Here is a 15,498-nt window from a genome sequence, read left to right on the forward strand (position 1 = left end):
TCAAGAATGGAAGCCGGACCACAGCCCCGACAAGACCCTTGATGAGCGATACCACGACATCCGACACCGATCCGCAGCCTGCCTTGGCGAGCGAGACCGCGCCGCGCAACCGGTGGCGGCCGCGGCGGCTGCACTGGCATCTGAGCATCTGGACCCTGGTGACCATCGGACTTGTCGGGCTTTTTCTCACCCTTGCGTCGATGTCGCTCACCGGTCGGGTGATGGTGCTGCCCGATTGGGCGTCGGAAAAGATCCTGTCCCGGCTGAACGCGGCCTCGCCGGCGATTTCATTCTCCTTGCGGCAGGTCGAATTCGGCGTCACCCCGCGCGGGCGGCCCAAGATCCGGCTCGTCGATGTCGGTATCCGCGACGCCTCCGGCCTGCAACTGGGCCAACTCAACGGGGTTGAAGGCGGCTTCCGTCTCGGCCCGGCGTTGGTCGGGCGTTTCGAGCCCTCGGCGCTTCGCCTTCAGGGCGGGCAGGTCACCCTGCGCCGGTTCTCCGACGGGGCCTTCGCGCTCAGTCTCGGGCAGGATTTCGGAACCACCGGCAACCTCGCCGCGGTGCTCGACCGGCTCGACGGCGTTTTCAACACCGGGCCGCTCGCGGGGACCAGCCAGATCGAGGCCAGCGATCTGACCATTACCCTAGAAGATGCGCGCTCGGGCCGGATCTGGCAGGTGACGGACGGGCGGATGGAGATCGTGCCGCGCGCGCAGGTGATCGACACCATCGTGCGCTTCGACGTCTTCAACCAGACCGAGGAACTGGCGAGCACCGAGCTCAGCTTTCGCTCCGCCCGCGACACCTCCGAGGCCAGCCTGACCGCCCGATTCGAGAACGCCGCGGCCCGTGACATCGCGGCACAATCGCCGGCGCTCGCCTTTCTCTCGGTGATCGATGCCCCGATCTCGGGCGCGCTGCGCTCCTCGATCGACCCCGATGGCTCGATTTCAGAACTCGTCGGGATGATGGAAATCGGCGAGGGCGCGCTTTCTCCGGAACCGAGTGCGCAACCGGCCAAGTTCAACGGCGGCAAGATCTACATCGACTTCGACCCGGCGCGCCAGCGCATCGACTTCCAGGGCGCGAAGCTGGAAAGCGAACTGGGCATGGCGGAGGCCGAGGGCCACGTCTACCTGACCGAGTTTCGCGGCGGCTGGCCCAACAGCCTTGTCGGCCAGGTCGACCTGATCGGGGCCCGGCTCGATCCCCGCGACATGTTCGGTGCCCCGCTCGACATCGACAGGGGGGTCGCCGATCTGAGGGTGCGGCTCGATCCGTTCACCATTGACATCGGGCAGGCGGTGATGTTCCGCGGCGACCACCGCTATGACGTGAGCGGAACGCTCGGGGCCGAGTCCGGCGGCTGGCGTGTGGCGCTCGATGCCCGCACCGCCGAGGCGGGTCGCGACGAGGTGCTCGGTCTCTGGCCAACCAATGTGGAGCCGGTGTCGCGCGAATGGGTGGCCGAGAACGTCAGCGGCGGCGCGATCTTCGACACCTTGCTCGGCTTTCGCAAGTTGCCGGGCGAGACCTTCGAGATGACCGGCACGATGGGCATGCGCGAGGCCAGCGTTCAGGTCTTTCCGGACTGGCCCGATGTCGAGCTTGGGCTGGGCTATCTCTCGTTCATGCCCGAGGCGTTTACCGTCACCGCCGAGGCGGCTTCGGTCACCGCGCCCGATGGCAGCCTGATGACACTCGACGGGTTAAGCTACCAGATCCCCCGTAACGGGACGCACCCGTCAACCGGGATCGTGCATCTCGCCATGGCGGGGCCGGTGCGCGGCGCGCTCTCGTTGCTCGATCTGCCGCCGCTCAACGTGCTTGATGGCAGTGGCTTTGCCCCCGACATGGCGCGCGGCGAGGTCTCGGCCGAGGGACGGATCAGTTTCCCGCTGGTCGATGGCGATATTCCCAAGGAAGACGTGCGGTTCGCTCTTCGAGGCACGCTCGACAACGTCACCTCGGACGTGATCGTGCCCGGGAAACTCTTTGCCGCCGACAGCCTCACCCTCGAAGCGCGCGACACCGGGATCGAGATATCCGGGCCGGCGCGGATCGGGCAGGCCGAGCTGGCCGGGGTCTGGCGGCTGCCGCTCGACCGGGGCGCGGCCGGGGCCTCCAGTGCCGAAGGCACGATCGAGATCAACCAGCGCGCGCTCGCCGAGTTTGGCCTCGACGCGCTTGAGGGGATGGTGTCCGGGACCGCGCGCGGCAGCTTCGCGCTCGATCTTGCCGGCGACGGGCCCCCGGTGCTCGACCTGAGCTCCGACCTCGGCGGGCTGGAGATGTCGATCCCCGGAACCGGCTGGTCGAAACCCGCCCGCACCACCGGCGCGCTCGCACTCACGGCGCGGCTCGGGGATCGGGCGGAAATCACCGCGCTTGACCTCGAAGCCCCGGGGCTCAGCGCGGGCGGGACGGTCACCACCGTCGAGGGCGGAGGATTGGGGGAAGCCCGCTTCGACCGGGTCGAGATCGGCGGCTGGCTCGACGCGCCGGTGGTGCTGACCGGACGCGGGATCGACCAGCCGATCGCGATCTCGGTGCCAGGTGGCAGCATCGACATGCGCCGGGCGCAGCTCGATCCCGGTGACGGCGGCAGTTCCACCGCCGGGCCGCGCCAGCCGCTCACCCTCGCGCTCGATCGCCTGATCGTGTCGGAAGGGATCACCATCAGCGCGTTGCGCGCCGATCTGGATCTCGCGGGCGGGCTGAATGGCACCTTCACCGGCAATGTCGCCGCCGATGCGCCGATCCAGGGCACCATTGCCCAAAGCCGCGAGGGCGCGGCGTTCCGGATCACCAGTTCCGAGGCCGGCAACGTTCTGCGCGGCGCGAATGTTTTCAATACCGCGCGGGGCGGCGATCTCGAACTGGTGCTCGCGCCGGTCCGCGCCGAGGGCACCTATGAGGGCGAGTTCACGATCACCGACACCCGGATCGTCAACGCGCCAGCGATGGCCGAACTGCTTTCGGCGATCTCGGTTATCGGGTTGCTCGAACAGGCCGAGGGCGAGGGCATCCGCTTCTCCGAGGTCAGCGGCCGTTTCCGGCTCGACCCGAATGCGATGACGCTGTACCGGTCTTCGGCGATCGGGGCATCGCTCGGCGTTTCGATCGACGGCTACTATGACCTTCTGAATGAGCAGGTCGACATGCAGGGCGTGCTTTCGCCGTTCTACCTGCTCAACTCGCTCGGCCGCATTTTCAGCCCGCGTGACGGCGAAGGGCTGGTCGGGTTCAATTTCGATCTCAAGGGCGATGCCGAAAACCCCGAGGTCGGCGTCAACCCGCTGTCGATTCTCACGCCGGGGGTGTTTCGCGAGATCTTCCGTCGCCCGCCCCCCGAGGCCCCGAAGGACTGACCCCATGAACGACCAAGACCGGGCCGAAGGCAGCCGCCTGTCGGACTACGATTTCGACCTGCCCGAGCACCTGATCGCCACCCGTCCCGCGCGTCCGCGCTCCTCGGCGCGCCTGCTGGTGGCCACGCCCGGCAGCCTCACCGATGCCACCGCGATCGAGCTCCCCGATTTCCTGCGCCCCGGCGACCGGCTGGTGCTGAACGACACCCGGGTGATCCCGGCGCGGCTGCGCGGCACCCGGCAACGCGGCGAGGCCGTCGCCGGGATCGACGTTACCTTGCTCGAACCCTTGCCGGGGGGCGCTTGGCTGGCCCTGCTCAAGCCCCTGCGCAAGGTGGCCGAGGGTGAGGAGATCGTGTTCTCCGATCAGCTTTCGGCCCGGCTGGTGGCCAAGGAGGGCGGCGAGGCCCGGCTCGCCTTCAACCTGTCGGGCCCGGATTTCGATGCCGCCCTGGAGGAAGCCGGGCAGATGCCGTTGCCACCCTATATCGAGGCCCGGCGCAAACCCGATGCGCGCGACCGTGACGATTACCAGACGGTCTGGGCCGAAAAGCCCGGTGCGGTTGCCGCCCCGACCGCCTCGCTGCATTTCGACGACGCGCTGCTGGCCGCGCTCGTGGCCCGTGGCGTCGCGACCACCCGTGTTACCCTGCACGTCGGCGCGGGCACGTTCCTCCCGGTCAAGACCGACGATCTTACCGATCACCGGATGCACGCGGAATGGGGCGAGGTGACGCCCGAAGCCGCCGCCGAGATCAACGCCACCAAGGCCGCGGGCGGGCGGATCATCCCGGTCGGCACCACCGCGCTCAGGCTGATCGAGAGCGCGGCCGACGCCCCCGGCCGGATCGCGCCCTGGCGCGGGCCGACGGATATCTTCATCCGCCCCGGCTTTCCCTTCCGCCTCAGCGACGGGCTGATGACCAATTTCCACCTGCCGAAATCGACGCTGATGATGCTGGTCTCGGCGCTGATGGGGATCGGGCGGATGCGCGAGGTCTACGCCCATGCCATCGCCCGGGACTACCGCTTCTTCAGCTATGGCGACGCCTCGCTGCTCCTGCCGAACGAGGACTGATCCCACCCGCAAGGCCTTGCCCGGAAACGGGCCCAAGCCTGCCCCCTGTTCTTCTTGGGTCCAAAAATACCTCGGGGGGTGCGGGGGGCGGAGCCCCCCGCCCGCGTCGGATCGCGTCAGCGATCCGACATCACTCCTCCCACCACCACACTTCCGGCTGGAACCCCAGCCAGTCGCCATACATCGGGATGTGATCGGGGAAGCGCAGCTCCTTCACATGGGCGATGTGGCTGACGTTGTTGTACCAGATCGGGATCACGTAGCGGCCGCTGGTCAGCACCCGGTCGAGCGCCTTGGTCGCGGCGCGGAAGCCGTCCTGATCTGGAGCCGAGAGCATCGCGTCGATCATCGCGTCGATCGCCGGGCTTTTCACCCCCATCCAGTTGCGCGAACCCGGCTCGTCGGCCAGCGCCGCGCCCCAGTAGAGCTTCTGCTCGTTGCCGGGCGACAGCGAAAGACCGCGGATATAGGGGGCCATGTCGAAATCGAAGGCCTTGGTGCGCTCGGTATATTGCGCGCTGTCGACGGCGGTGATCTTCGGGCTGATCCCGAGCCGGCGGAGCGCGGCGGCGTAGATGTCGATGATCTGGCGGCTTTCGGTGGCGTTCTGGCTGAGCAGGATCTCGAAGCTGAAGGGCGTGCCCGAGGCATCGGCCATCACGCCGTCCTGCACCGTCCAGCCCGCCTGTTCCATCAGTTCGAGCGCCGTGGCGATGCCCGCCCGGTTGCGCTCGGAGCCGTCGGAAACGGGCAGGGGGTAACCTTCCAGCGCCCCGGGCAGAAGCACGTCGGAATGGGGCGCAAGCAATTCGGCGACCCGGCCCTCGGCGGGGTTCTCGATGTCGGCACCCAGCACCGAGTTGTCGAAATAGCTGCGGATGCGGGGCAGGGTGCCGCCGTTCAGGGTCTGGTTGATGAACTCGAAGTTGAAGGCCTGGATCATCGCCTCGCGCACCCGCCAGTCCTTGAACTGGTCGCGCCGGGTGTTCATCACGAAACCGTTGATCCCGGTGGGGCGCTGGTGGGGAATATCCGAGAGCACCACCTCGCCCGACTGCACCGCCGGAAAGTCGTACTGGCTGTCCCACTTTGCCTCGTTGGTCTCGCGGTAGGTCGAGGATTCACCGGCCTTGAAGGCCTCGAACACCACGTCGCCGTCACCGTAGTAATCGAAGCGGATCTCGTCGAAATTGGCCTGCCCCTGCATGTAGGGTACGTCCCGGCCCCAGTAATCGGGGTTACGTTTCAGCACGAGGTAGCGCCCGGTTTCGAAACGGTCGACAACGTAGGGGGCCGAGCCGATCGGGATCAGGTCGACGCCGCTCTCGGCGAAGTCCACGCCGTCCCACTGCGCCTTTTGCAGGATCGGCCGCATCCCCATGATCAGCGCCAGTTCGCGGTCGTCTTCGTTGAAGGTGAAGCGCAGCGAGCGCGGCCCGGTCTGTTCCATCGTCTCGACCTTGGCCCAGGCGCCGGCATAGCGTGGATGGCCCTCGGTGCCGAGGGTCTCGTAAGACCACATCACGTCCTCCACGGTGACCGGGTTGCCGTCGGAGAAGCGGGCCTCTTCGCGCAAGGTGAATTCGACCCATGAGCGGTCCGGCGCGGTCTCGACACTTTCGGCCAGAAGGCCGTAGAGGGTGAAGGGCTCGTCGTAGGAACGGCCCATCAGGGTCTCGAAAATCATGTAGGGCAATTGCCACGGCGCGCGGCCCTTGCGGATCACCGGATTGAGGGAATCGAAGCTCCCCGATTCGGCAAAGACGATTCGTCCGCCCTTGGGGGCATCGGGGTCGACCTGCGGCAGGTGGGCATAATCGGCGGGCAGCGCCGGTTCGCCATACATCGCGATGCCGTGCATCGGCTCGGCCACGCTGACCCCGGCCGCGGCGACGGCAAACACGCCAACAGCGAGGATTGCCCTTGTTTGGCGGGAGATTCGGCGGAAATACTCTGGTGTCATATCGTCAACAATCCTTCGCTGGCCTTGTTTGCCTGCGCATGATGCTAGAGGGGCGCGCCAAGCATTTCAAACTTTTAGCTTGGAACCGGCTCTGGGAGGGACTATAAATAACTCACTGCTCGATAGGTTTCTTGCCTGTATGAAACCTGCCTCAATGACTTAACGCCGGCCTTGTGCCGGCGTTTTTTTTGGCGCGCACATTCGTCAGGCCGCGAACACCCCCGCCAGCAACTTCGCCGCGATCGCCAGCATCACCACGCCGATGACCAGATCGAGGAGGCGCCAGGCCCGCGGTGAGCGCATCATGGGCGCGAGCAGCCGCGCGCCGTAGCCGAGCGAAAAGAAGAACACGAAGGATGCGAGCACGGCACCGCCGCCGAAGGCAAGGCGCTCGGACCCGGGCGCAAACCCGGTCGAGATCGCGCCGATCAGGCCGAGGGTGTCGAGGTAGACATGCGGGTTCGCCCAGGTGAAGGCCGCCGCCATCGCGAGGGCGGCCCCGAGGCTCTGGGCTTCCGCACCCCGGCCCATCACGTGGCCCCCCGCCCATGCCGCGCGCAGCCGCAACAGCCCGTAGACGATCAGGAAGGCCGCGCCGCCGAGGCTCATCACCAGCGGCAGCGCGGGCAGGGCGGCCGTCACCGCGCTGAACCCGGCCACACCGGCGGCGATCAGCGCCGCATCGGACACCGCGCAGAACAGCACCAGCGGCAGCACGTGCAACCGCAGGAGTCCTTGCCGCAAGATGAAGGCGTTCTGCGCGCCGATCGCGAGGATGAGGGAGAAGCCGGTGAAAAAGCCGGTCAGCGCGGCCGCCGTCATGAATCGTCGGCCACCGGCGGTACAATCAGCGGCGGGGCGTCCTTGTCCTGCCCGTTGGGGTAGACGAGGCCGGCCGAGATGATCAGCTTGGCGGCGTCCTCGATCGACATGTCGAGCTCGATCACCGAGGAGCGCGGCACGAAGAGCAGGAAGCCCGAAGTCGGGTTCGGCGTGGTCGGCAGGAAGACCGAAATCACCGGCTCGCCCGCGGCGATATTGGCATCTATCTCGCCCTTCGCCCGGGTCGAGATGAAGGCGATCGCCCAGACGCCGGGACGGGGGTATTCCACGAGGCAGGCCTTGTCGAACTTCGATTCCTGCTGGGCGAAGATCGTCTCGGCAATCTGCTTCACCCCGCCGTAGACCGAGCGCACGATCGGCATCCGGGCGACCAGCCGTTCGCCCCAGTGCAGCAGGCTGCGCCCGATCACGCCCTTCACGACCAGCCCCACGAGGGAGGTGAAGATCAGGAAGAAAACAACGCCAATGCCCCGCACGTTGACCTGGAAATCGGCACCGAAGGTCCGCAGGAACCATTCGCTCTCACCGAACCAGCGGTTGATCGCCACGTCGGGGTGATAGTAGCTCGGGATGAACGGCATCACCCAGCTGTCGATCCAGCCCACAAAGGTCCAGATCAGCCAGATCGTGATCGCGATGGGGATGACGACGACGAGACCTGCGAGGAAGTTGTTGCGGAACACCGCAACCGGGCGCAGCAGGAAGCGTGCCAGCCCGCGCCGGGGCGGCGGCGGGTTTTCCAAACCGATATCCTTGAGATCTTTCAGACCCATGCCGGCCAACCTGTCCTTTTGCCCGGGTTATTTAGGGGGTTTGGCGCAGCCCGACAATGGGGCCGGCCATGAATGGTGGCGTCGACGGGTGGTTTTATTGCCGCCGCCCTTCTTTGGGCAAAAGCCAGCCCGAATTGCCGTTTCCCGCAGCGCGGCCGGTGTCGGTGGAAGGCCGGTCCCCCCTGGGGCAAGCCCGGACTCACCGCGACAGGTGCCGGCGATCAGCGGTCCAGCGCCGCGAACGCCCGGGCGATCCGCGCGGCAAGGCGCGCGTTGTTCTTCACCAGCGCGATATTGGCGGTGAGCGAAGCGCCCCCGGTGGCATGAAAGATGTGGTCGAGCAGGAACGGGGTGACCGCCTTCGCCGCGATCCCTTCACGCGCGGCGGCGTCGAGCGCGGCCGCGATCACCGGGGCGAGGGTGTCGGCGGCGATCTCGTCGGCCTCGGGGATCGGGTTGGCCACCAGTTGGCCGCCGGGCAGGCCGAGCGCGGCGCGCATCCGCGCGGCCCGGGCGATCTCGTCGGGGCTGTCCATCCTGAGCGGCGCATCAAGGCCCGAGGACCGCGACCAGAAGGCAGGGAAAGCGTCCTGACCGTAGGCAATGACCGGAACGCCGGAGGTTTCGAGCACCTCGAGGGTTTTCGGCAGATCGAGAATCGCCTTGGCACCGGCAGCCACCACCGTCACCGGCGTTTGCGCGAGTTCCGCGAGGTCGGCGGAAATGTCGAACGAGGTCTCCGCGCCGCGATGCACCCCGCCGATCCCGCCGGTGGCGAAGACCTCGATCCCGGCGAGGCGCGCGGCGATCATCGTTGCCGCGACGGTGGTGGCACCGGTGCCGCCCGCGGCGAGGCAGGCGGCGAAATCGGCGCGGCTGAGCTTGGCCACCGCCTCCGCCCGGCCGAGCGCATCCAGTTCCGCGTCGCTCAGGCCGACATGGAGCCGCCCCGCCAGAACCGCGATCGTGGCCGGCTCTGCGCCACTCGTGCGCACCTCGGCCTCGACGGCGCGGGCGGTTTCGACGTTCTCGGGCCAGGGCATGCCGTGGGTGATGATGGTGCTCTCAAGGGCGACGAGGGGCCGCCCTGTCTCGCGGGCCTCGGCGACCCGGGGAGAATAGGTGATGTCGATCATTGCTTCCTGCCTTGTTCTGGTCGCGGGGGCGCCGCCCGGGGCTTTCGTGGCGGACCGCCCAAGGGCCCGCGATCCATCTTTTGCCCGCTGGAATACATCGCCGCTACGCTCCGGCAACATAGGTCGCAGCGGCGGCAAGCGCGGTTTCGAGCGCCGCGAGGCCGGCCGCCCCCTGTGCCTGGGCGGCGATATGGGCGGCCATGAAGGTATCGCCCGCGCCGGTGATGCGTGTGGCGGTCACCGTCGGGGGGCAGGCGGCAACGACGCCTTGCCGCGTACCTTCGGCAGCGGCGCGGGCACCGTCGGTCACGAGAACCTGCGCGACCCCGGCCGAGACCAGCGCGGCGGCGGCCTCCGGTGCCGAGGTGAAGCGCGCGTCGAGAACCAACCCGGCTTCTTCGATGTTGAGATAGAAACTCGCGCCGGGATGGCCGATCAGCGGCCGCAGCCGGGCCGCCTTGCCCGGGCTGGCCGGCGCGATTCGCAGGTCGGCGGCGGCAAAACTCGGGCGGTTGGCAATCTCGCCCAGAAGCTCTTCGGTCAGGTTGCCGTCGAGGGCGATCATGCCCGGCCACGGTGCGCGGTCGCTGCCGAGGCGGCCATCTTCCAGCGGCGCGAGGATCGCATCGCCTACGGCTTCCAGCGAATGGGCATCGGCAATCGCCGCGATCAGCCCGTCGGGGCTTTCGACCGCCATGTAGCGGTCGGTCGGCAGCCCGGGGGCACGGTGAACATGGCGCGTATCGAGCCCCAGCGCGGCACAGGCGTCGAGCAGGTCTTCGCCCTCACCGTCAAGTCCGATGGCTGTCAACAGAACCGGGCGCAAGCCAACCCGGGCAAGGCCCATCGCGATGTTCATCGCCACACCGCCGGGGAGGCGGGTGATCCGCCCCGGCACATCGTTGCCCAGCACCATTTGCCGATCGGTTCGGCCGATCACGTCCCACAGGACGGAGCCGATGCAGAGGATATCGTCGCGCTGGTTCATCCGCGATAGATCGCCCGACGCGGGATCGGGCGCAAGCCCCCGAGCGCTCCCTCGCGCGCAAAGGGGTACATGTGCTAGACTGCTCCCGCACAGCCAGACAGGGAGGGTGACACGACATGACGACGCTCGATCTGACCATCCGGCGCGCCAATGCGCATGATGCCGCCACGGTTGCGCCGCTGATCAACCTTGCGGGCGAGGGGCTGCCGTTCCATTTCTGGAGCCAGCTCGCGGCCCCGGGACAAGATCCGTGGGACGTGGCCCGGGAGCGCCTCGCGAGTCCGGACGGGATGCTGGAGACCCGCGACGCCTGGATCGGCCTTCTGCACGGACAGGAAGCCGGGTTCCTGCTGGGCTACCTCCAGCCCGCCGAGCCGGCCACCGTGCCCGAAGATGCCCCAGGTATCCTGCGCCCGCTCATTGAACTCGAAGCCGAGGCACCCGACAGCTTCTATATCAACGTGCTCGCAACACGGCCCGGCATGGAACGCCAAGGGGTTGCCAGCCGGATGCTGGAGCATGCCGGAAAAGCAGCCGGCCCGGCGGGCATGAGCCTGATCGTGTCCGACGCCAACGCCCCCGCGCGCAGGCTCTACGAACGCCATGGCTTCACCGATGCCGCGCGCCGCCCGATGGTGTCGGGCGGGTGGCAGGCCCCCGGAAAGGAGTGGGTGCTGATGGTGCGCGGTCGGTAAAGCCGGCGGCAACCCGGCCCGGCCGCGCCGCGCGCACCGTCGGGGGTTGTCATTGCCCGCAAACAGCGGTAGGACGCGCGCACTTCACAGGCGGGGTCGGGCCTTGCGGGGAGACATCCCGTTTGCGTCCACCGGTTGGGAAACGCGGGCTTTGCACGCGTAACCCTGAAGCCCCGCCGAGGCGCAAACCGGAAAGGAACATGGACATGGCGCTCCCCGAGTTTTCCCTGCGTCAGCTTCTTGAAGCTGGCGTTCACTTTGGCCACCAGACGCAACGCTGGAACCCCCGTATGGGCGAGTTCATCTACGGCGCGCGCAATGGTATCCACATCATCGACCTCACCCAGACCCTGCCGATGCTCGACGCGGCGCTGAACGTGATCCGCGAAACCGTGGCCAAGAACGGCCGGGTGCTGTTCGTCGGCACCAAGCGCCAGGCGCAGCGTCAGATCGCCGAAGCGGCCGAGAAATCGGCGCAGTACTACATGAACCACCGTTGGCTCGGCGGCACCCTGACCAACTGGCAGACCGTGAGCCAGTCGATCAAGCGGCTGAACGAGTATGACGAGCTGCTCGCCTCGGGCGCCGAAGGCATGACCAAGAAGGAACGCCTCGGCATGGAGCGCGAGCAGGCCAAGCTTCAGGCCTCGCTCGGCGGCATCCGTGAAATGGGCGGCGTGCCGGATCTCCTGTTCGTCATCGACGTCAACAAGGAAGACCTCGCCATCGCCGAAGCCAAGAAACTGGGCATCCCGGTCGTCGCCGTGGTCGATACCAACTGCTCGCCGGACGGCGTCGATTACATCATCCCCGGCAACGATGACGCCGCGCGCGCCATCGCGCTCTACTGCGACCTTGCCGCGCGCGCCGCGCTCGACGGCATGTCGGGCCAGATGGAGGCCGCCGGCATCGACGTCGGCGCGCTCGAAGAGCTGCCCGTCGAGGAGGCCGTTGCCGAGGCCGCGCCGGCCGAGGAGGCCGCCGCCGAGGAACCCAAGACCGAGGCCTGAGCCTCTTGTCATACAGATGATACCGGGGGCGGGCAGACCGCTCCCGGAGGTCCCATTGGAAGGAGAGCCAAGATGGCAATCACTGCCGCACAAGTGAAAGAACTGCGCGAGATGACCGGCGCGGGGATGATGGACGCCAAGCGCGCGTTGACCGAAACCGACGGCGACATGGACGCCGCGGTGGACTGGCTGCGCACCAAGGGTCTTGCCACCGCCGCGAAAAAGTCGGGCCGCGTGGCCGCCGAGGGGCTCGTGGGCCTCGCCGTCGAAGGTGGCACCGGCGTGGCCGTCGAGATCAACTCGGAAACCGATTTCGTGGCCAAGAACGCCGAGTTCCAGGACCTGGTTGCCGGTGTCGCCAAGGCGGCTCTGGGCGCAGCCGACGTCGAGGCGCTGAAGACGGCGGATCTGGGCGGCACCACCGTCGAGGCCGCGATCACCGACAAGATCGCCAAGATCGGCGAGAACATGACCCTGCGCCGGATGGCGCGCGTGGAAGGCGACGTGGTCGCTGCCTACGTGCACAATGCCGCCGCGGACGGCATGGGCAAGATCGGCGTCCTGGTCGCGCTCAAGGGCGGCGACGAGGCGTTCGGCAAGCAAGTGGCGATGCACGTCGCCGCGGCCAAGCCGGCTTCGCTGTCGGAAGCCGATCTCGACCCGGCGGTGCTGGAGCATGAGCGCGGCATCCAGATCGAGATCGCCCGCGAGTCGGGCAAGCCCGAGGCGGTGATCGAGAAGATGATCGAGGGCCGGATGAAGAAGTTCCTCTCCGAGATCACGCTTCTCGGCCAGAACTTCGTCATCAACCCCGATCTGACCGTCGCGAAGGCCGCCGAAGAGGCCGGTGCCGAGATCGTGGGCTTCGTGCGGATGCAAGTGGGCGAGGGGATCGAGAAAAAGTCCGACGACTTCGCCTCCGAAGTCGCCTCGATGGCCAAAAGCTGATCGAAACTGCCCGGGCGCGGGGTCGCGCTCGGGGCCCGGAAAACAAGTGCGGCGCCAGCGAAAATTGCTGGCGCCGCTTTTTTTTCGGGCCATAGGAAGGGAAGAAACGGCCCGATATGCTCGTTACACTGTGACAGCGCTCGTTACACTGTGACACTCGTTGCCATGAAACGGGGCGCGGGGTCCCTGTAATCTCAAGGTCCGCCCCCCGGCGTTCCATGGCCCAAGACCACCACTCACGGAACAGCCCGAGAAAACCGTCAAACCCGGTCGCCAGAAAGTCAGGAAAACCCTACCGTTTGGACAAAAACAGGGATACAGGGATCACAACACCGTGAGATTCTGTGAGCCAAGGTAGATCTGGTTCAGAAACGAGGCCTTCAGAACCGCTTGCGCCGTGGTGGCAACCCCGAGCTTTTCGCGGGCAAGCCGCAGGTGCTTTTCCACTGTCGGCAAGGACACCCCGAGGATCAGCGCGATATCGCGGTTCGATTTGCCGTCGCCGACCCATTCCAGAACCTCGCGTTGACGCGCAGACAACCGCCCGCGCACCGGGGTTTGGGGCAGGGAGATGATCTTGAGATGGGCCATATTGTTCATCGCCTCGATGCTGCGCCCGTGCCTGGACCAGATCACATCGACATCGGCCTGGCTCAGGCCCGGGCGGGCCGACATCGAGATCAACCCAAAGGAGCGCGGTCCGGGCACCGGGAAACTGATCGAATAGCCGGCGGTGACGTTCATCGAGCGGTTGAAGGCCACCACGCGGCGTTCGCCCTCGGTCAGGCTGTCGGGGTCGCCCCAGAGCGCGCCCCAGCCGCAGGCACCGGTGTTGTCGCGCGCCCATCGCAGGATCGGCGCTTCAAGAAACATCCGCTGGCTTATGAAACGATTGAAATATTCTGCATCGTGATTGCTCAGGAAGACGGCATCCTCAAAGTCGCCCAGGGCACCGGGTTTGCCAAACCGCGTATAGCCATAGATCAACCGGTCGAAGCCGAAGCCGGCCATCGCGTCGCAGTGGAGCGCCCAGACGCGTTCCAGTGAGGTGGCTTGCGCCAGGCCGTCGAGATAATCGAGCATGATAAAATCAGGGCGCGGATCGAGCGCCCGGTCCGATAGTAGCAATTCGATTGATTAAAACGAAAGTTAGTCCGCGATGTCAAAGGAATACGAGGCCATATAGTCAAAGGAACAGGCGGACGGGTAACAATGTGCCCACCCGCCTAAATATTACATAATACCGATTATACGACTTACGGACAAAAGCTAGCCGAGCGAATAGCCGGTGCCCCGCACCGTCCGCAACGGGTCTGACCCACCGGACCGCGAAAGCGATTTGCGCAGCCGCCCGACATGCACATCAACGGTGCGGGTATCGACGTAGACATCCCGGCCCCAAACCCGATCGAGCAATTGCTCCCGGCTCCAGACCCGGCCCGGCTTCTCCATCAGGGTGGCGAGCAGCCGGAATTCCGTTGGGCCGAGTTTGAGTTCCACGCCACCTCGGGTCACGCGATGGGTTTCGCCGTCCAGCACGATATCGTCGAACTCAAGCCGCTCCCCGACCGAGACCGGACGGGTTCGGCGCAACTGGGTCCGGATCCGGGCCATCAGTTCGGAAACCGAATAGGGTTTGATCATGTAATCGTCGGCACCGGTCTCAAGCCCCCTGACCCGGTCCATTTCCTCGGATCGCGCAGACAGCATAATGACAGGGATTTCAGCAGTTTGGCGCGAGGCCTTCATCCGGCGCAGCACCTCGATCCCGCTTACCCCGGGCAGCATCCAGTCGAGCAGAACCAGATCGGGTTTCACCTCGTCGGCGAGTAGCAGCGCATCGTCGCCGTTCTCGGCCATGGTCACCTCGTAGCCTTCGGATGCGAGGTTGTAGCGCAGGATTTCACGCTGCGCGGGCTCGTCTTCGACAAGCAGAACGCAGGGTTTCTCGGCTGTCACTCGTCGGACTCCTGGAAGGTATCGATGTCATAGGGCGCACCGTTGCCTTTCGGGCGCGGATCTTCGGGCATTTCGCCGGTCGACAGGTAGATCACCTGGTCGGCAACGGAGGTGACGTGGTCGCCTGCCCGCTCGATGTTCTTGGCGATAAAGTGCAGATGCATGCAGGACGAGATGTTGCGCGGGTCTTCCATCATGAAGGTGAGAAATTCGCGAAACAGCGCGTTGTACATCTGGTCGACTTCGAGATCGCGGTGGCGCACCTCGTCGGCCAGGGCCGCGTCGCGCTTGATATAGGCGTCGAGCGCGTCGGAGAGCATGTTCTGCACCTCCTTGGCCATCCGCTTCACCGCCCCTGCCGCGCCTTCGATCGGCGGCAACTGGGCCAGAACCTCGGTGCGCTTGGCAATGTTCTTGGCGTAATCGCCGATCCGCTCCAGGTTCGACGAGATCCGCATGACGGTGAGCACGGTGCGCAGATCCGAGGCGGCGGGCTGGCGCCGGGCGATCAGGCTGGCGCAATCGAGGCTGATCTGCTCTTCGAGCGTGTCGATCGCGCGATCGCCCTTGCGGACCTCGTCGGCAAGTTCGATGTCGCGGGTCTTCAGCGCCTTGGCGCTCTGTCGAATGCTTTCCTCGACGAGGCCGCCCATCTTCATCAACTGGGCCTGCACGGATTCGAGGTCGCGGTCGAAGGCGGACGCGATGTGGTGTTGGTCGGTCATGGTGAT

At 66.4% G+C, this 15,498-nt stretch carries 13 protein-coding genes; 5 read left to right on the forward strand and 8 right to left on the reverse strand.

Annotated features, from left to right (window positions below; translation table 11 throughout):
• Positions 1–41 precede the first annotated feature (41 nt).
• Positions 42–3,374 carry an AsmA-like C-terminal region-containing protein gene (locus tag B9Y97_RS16510; protein WP_085527771.1) on the forward strand — a complete coding sequence of 1,111 codons (3,333 nt, stop codon included), beginning with the start codon at positions 42–44 and terminating at the stop codon, positions 3,372–3,374.
• Positions 3,375–3,378: 4 nt separating this feature from the next.
• A complete protein-coding gene (gene queA, locus B9Y97_RS16515; protein WP_085527772.1) occupies positions 3,379–4,452 on the forward strand; it encodes a tRNA preQ1(34) S-adenosylmethionine ribosyltransferase-isomerase QueA in 1,074 nt (357 codons plus the stop codon).
• A 130-nt stretch (positions 4,453–4,582) separates the two neighbouring features.
• Here queA and B9Y97_RS16520 read toward each other — a convergent pair whose 3' ends face one another.
• The 5 genes from B9Y97_RS16520 to B9Y97_RS16540 all read right to left on the reverse strand — a co-directional run bounded on the left by B9Y97_RS16520 (position 4,583) and on the right by B9Y97_RS16540 (position 10,155).
• A complete protein-coding gene (locus B9Y97_RS16520; RefSeq protein ID WP_085527773.1) occupies positions 4,583–6,415 on the reverse strand; it encodes an extracellular solute-binding protein in 1,833 nt (610 codons plus the stop codon).
• 204 nt (positions 6,416–6,619) lie between these two features.
• Entirely contained in the window at positions 6,620–7,237 is a 618-nt protein-coding gene (locus tag B9Y97_RS16525; RefSeq protein WP_085527774.1) for a LysE/ArgO family amino acid transporter, read from the reverse strand.
• On the reverse strand, positions 7,234–8,031 hold the full coding sequence (locus B9Y97_RS16530) for a DUF502 domain-containing protein (protein ID WP_085527775.1): 798 nt from the start codon (positions 8,029–8,031) through the stop codon (positions 7,234–7,236). The genes B9Y97_RS16525 and B9Y97_RS16530 overlap by 4 nt, the downstream gene beginning before the upstream one ends.
• A gap of 221 nt (positions 8,032–8,252) precedes the next feature.
• A complete protein-coding gene (locus tag B9Y97_RS16535; protein WP_085527776.1) occupies positions 8,253–9,167 on the reverse strand; it encodes a pseudouridine-5'-phosphate glycosidase in 915 nt (304 codons plus the stop codon).
• Positions 9,168–9,270: 103 nt separating this feature from the next.
• Positions 9,271–10,155, reverse strand: a complete 885-nt coding sequence (locus tag B9Y97_RS16540; RefSeq protein WP_085527777.1) for a PfkB family carbohydrate kinase — start codon at positions 10,153–10,155, stop codon at positions 9,271–9,273.
• Between the two features lie 116 nt (positions 10,156–10,271).
• Here B9Y97_RS16540 and B9Y97_RS16545 point away from each other — a divergent pair, with 116 nt between their 5' ends.
• The 3 genes from B9Y97_RS16545 (at position 10,272) to tsf (ending at position 12,808) form a co-directional block, all read left to right on the forward strand.
• Positions 10,272–10,850 (forward strand): GNAT family N-acetyltransferase, encoded by a 579-nt coding sequence (locus B9Y97_RS16545; RefSeq protein ID WP_085527778.1) that lies wholly within the window; start codon positions 10,272–10,274, stop codon positions 10,848–10,850.
• A gap of 206 nt (positions 10,851–11,056) precedes the next feature.
• Positions 11,057–11,860, forward strand: coding sequence for a 30S ribosomal protein S2 (gene rpsB, locus B9Y97_RS16550; protein ID WP_085527779.1), 804 nt, complete (start codon positions 11,057–11,059; stop codon positions 11,858–11,860).
• A gap of 72 nt (positions 11,861–11,932) precedes the next feature.
• Positions 11,933–12,808 (forward strand): translation elongation factor Ts, encoded by an 876-nt coding sequence (tsf, locus tag B9Y97_RS16555; protein ID WP_085527780.1) that lies wholly within the window; start codon positions 11,933–11,935, stop codon positions 12,806–12,808.
• A 324-nt stretch (positions 12,809–13,132) separates the two neighbouring features.
• Here the strand turns inward: tsf and B9Y97_RS16560 are convergent, their stop codons facing one another.
• From B9Y97_RS16560 to phoU, 3 genes are all read right to left on the reverse strand, one after another.
• Entirely contained in the window at positions 13,133–13,891 is a 759-nt protein-coding gene (locus B9Y97_RS16560; protein WP_085527781.1) for a LuxR family transcriptional regulator, read from the reverse strand.
• A gap of 186 nt (positions 13,892–14,077) precedes the next feature.
• Positions 14,078–14,767 (reverse strand): phosphate regulon transcriptional regulator PhoB, encoded by a 690-nt coding sequence (gene phoB, locus B9Y97_RS16565; RefSeq protein WP_085527782.1) that lies wholly within the window; start codon positions 14,765–14,767, stop codon positions 14,078–14,080.
• The gene (gene phoU / locus B9Y97_RS16570) at positions 14,764–15,492 is read right to left on the reverse strand and encodes a phosphate signaling complex protein PhoU (protein WP_085527783.1); all 729 of its coding nucleotides are present in this window, start codon (positions 15,490–15,492) and stop codon (positions 14,764–14,766) included. Before phoU ends, phoB begins: the two co-directional genes overlap by 4 nt.
• Positions 15,493–15,498: the final 6 nt, after the last annotated feature.

It is taken from the genome of Maritimibacter sp. HL-12, from assembly GCF_900177545.1.
Taxonomy (GTDB): Bacteria; Pseudomonadota; Alphaproteobacteria; order Rhodobacterales; family Rhodobacteraceae; genus Sinisalibacter.

What these genes read in the sequence shown, in the direction of transcription:
- B9Y97_RS16510 (WP_085527771.1), top strand. Translation starts at nt 42, where the DNA reads ATGAGCGATACCACGACATCCGACACCGATCCGCAGCCTGCCTTGGCG.
- queA (WP_085527772.1), top strand. Translation starts at nt 3,379, where the DNA reads ATGAACGACCAAGACCGGGCCGAAGGCAGCCGCCTGTCGGACTACGAT.
- B9Y97_RS16520 (WP_085527773.1), bottom strand. Translation starts at nt 6,415, where the DNA reads ATGACACCAGAGTATTTCCGCCGAATCTCCCGCCAAACAAGGGCAATC.
- B9Y97_RS16525 (WP_085527774.1), bottom strand. Translation starts at nt 7,237, where the DNA reads ATGACGGCGGCCGCGCTGACCGGCTTTTTCACCGGCTTCTCCCTCATC.
- B9Y97_RS16530 (WP_085527775.1), bottom strand. Translation starts at nt 8,031, where the DNA reads ATGGGTCTGAAAGATCTCAAGGATATCGGTTTGGAAAACCCGCCGCCG.
- B9Y97_RS16535 (WP_085527776.1), bottom strand. Translation starts at nt 9,167, where the DNA reads ATGATCGACATCACCTATTCTCCCCGGGTCGCCGAGGCCCGCGAGACA.
- B9Y97_RS16540 (WP_085527777.1), bottom strand. Translation starts at nt 10,155, where the DNA reads ATGAACCAGCGCGACGATATCCTCTGCATCGGCTCCGTCCTGTGGGAC.
- B9Y97_RS16545 (WP_085527778.1), top strand. Translation starts at nt 10,272, where the DNA reads ATGACGACGCTCGATCTGACCATCCGGCGCGCCAATGCGCATGATGCC.
- rpsB (WP_085527779.1), top strand. Translation starts at nt 11,057, where the DNA reads ATGGCGCTCCCCGAGTTTTCCCTGCGTCAGCTTCTTGAAGCTGGCGTT.
- tsf (WP_085527780.1), top strand. Translation starts at nt 11,933, where the DNA reads ATGGCAATCACTGCCGCACAAGTGAAAGAACTGCGCGAGATGACCGGC.
- B9Y97_RS16560 (WP_085527781.1), bottom strand. Translation starts at nt 13,891, where the DNA reads ATGCTCGATTATCTCGACGGCCTGGCGCAAGCCACCTCACTGGAACGC.
- phoU (WP_085527783.1), bottom strand. Translation starts at nt 15,492, where the DNA reads ATGACCGACCAACACCACATCGCGTCCGCCTTCGACCGCGACCTCGAA.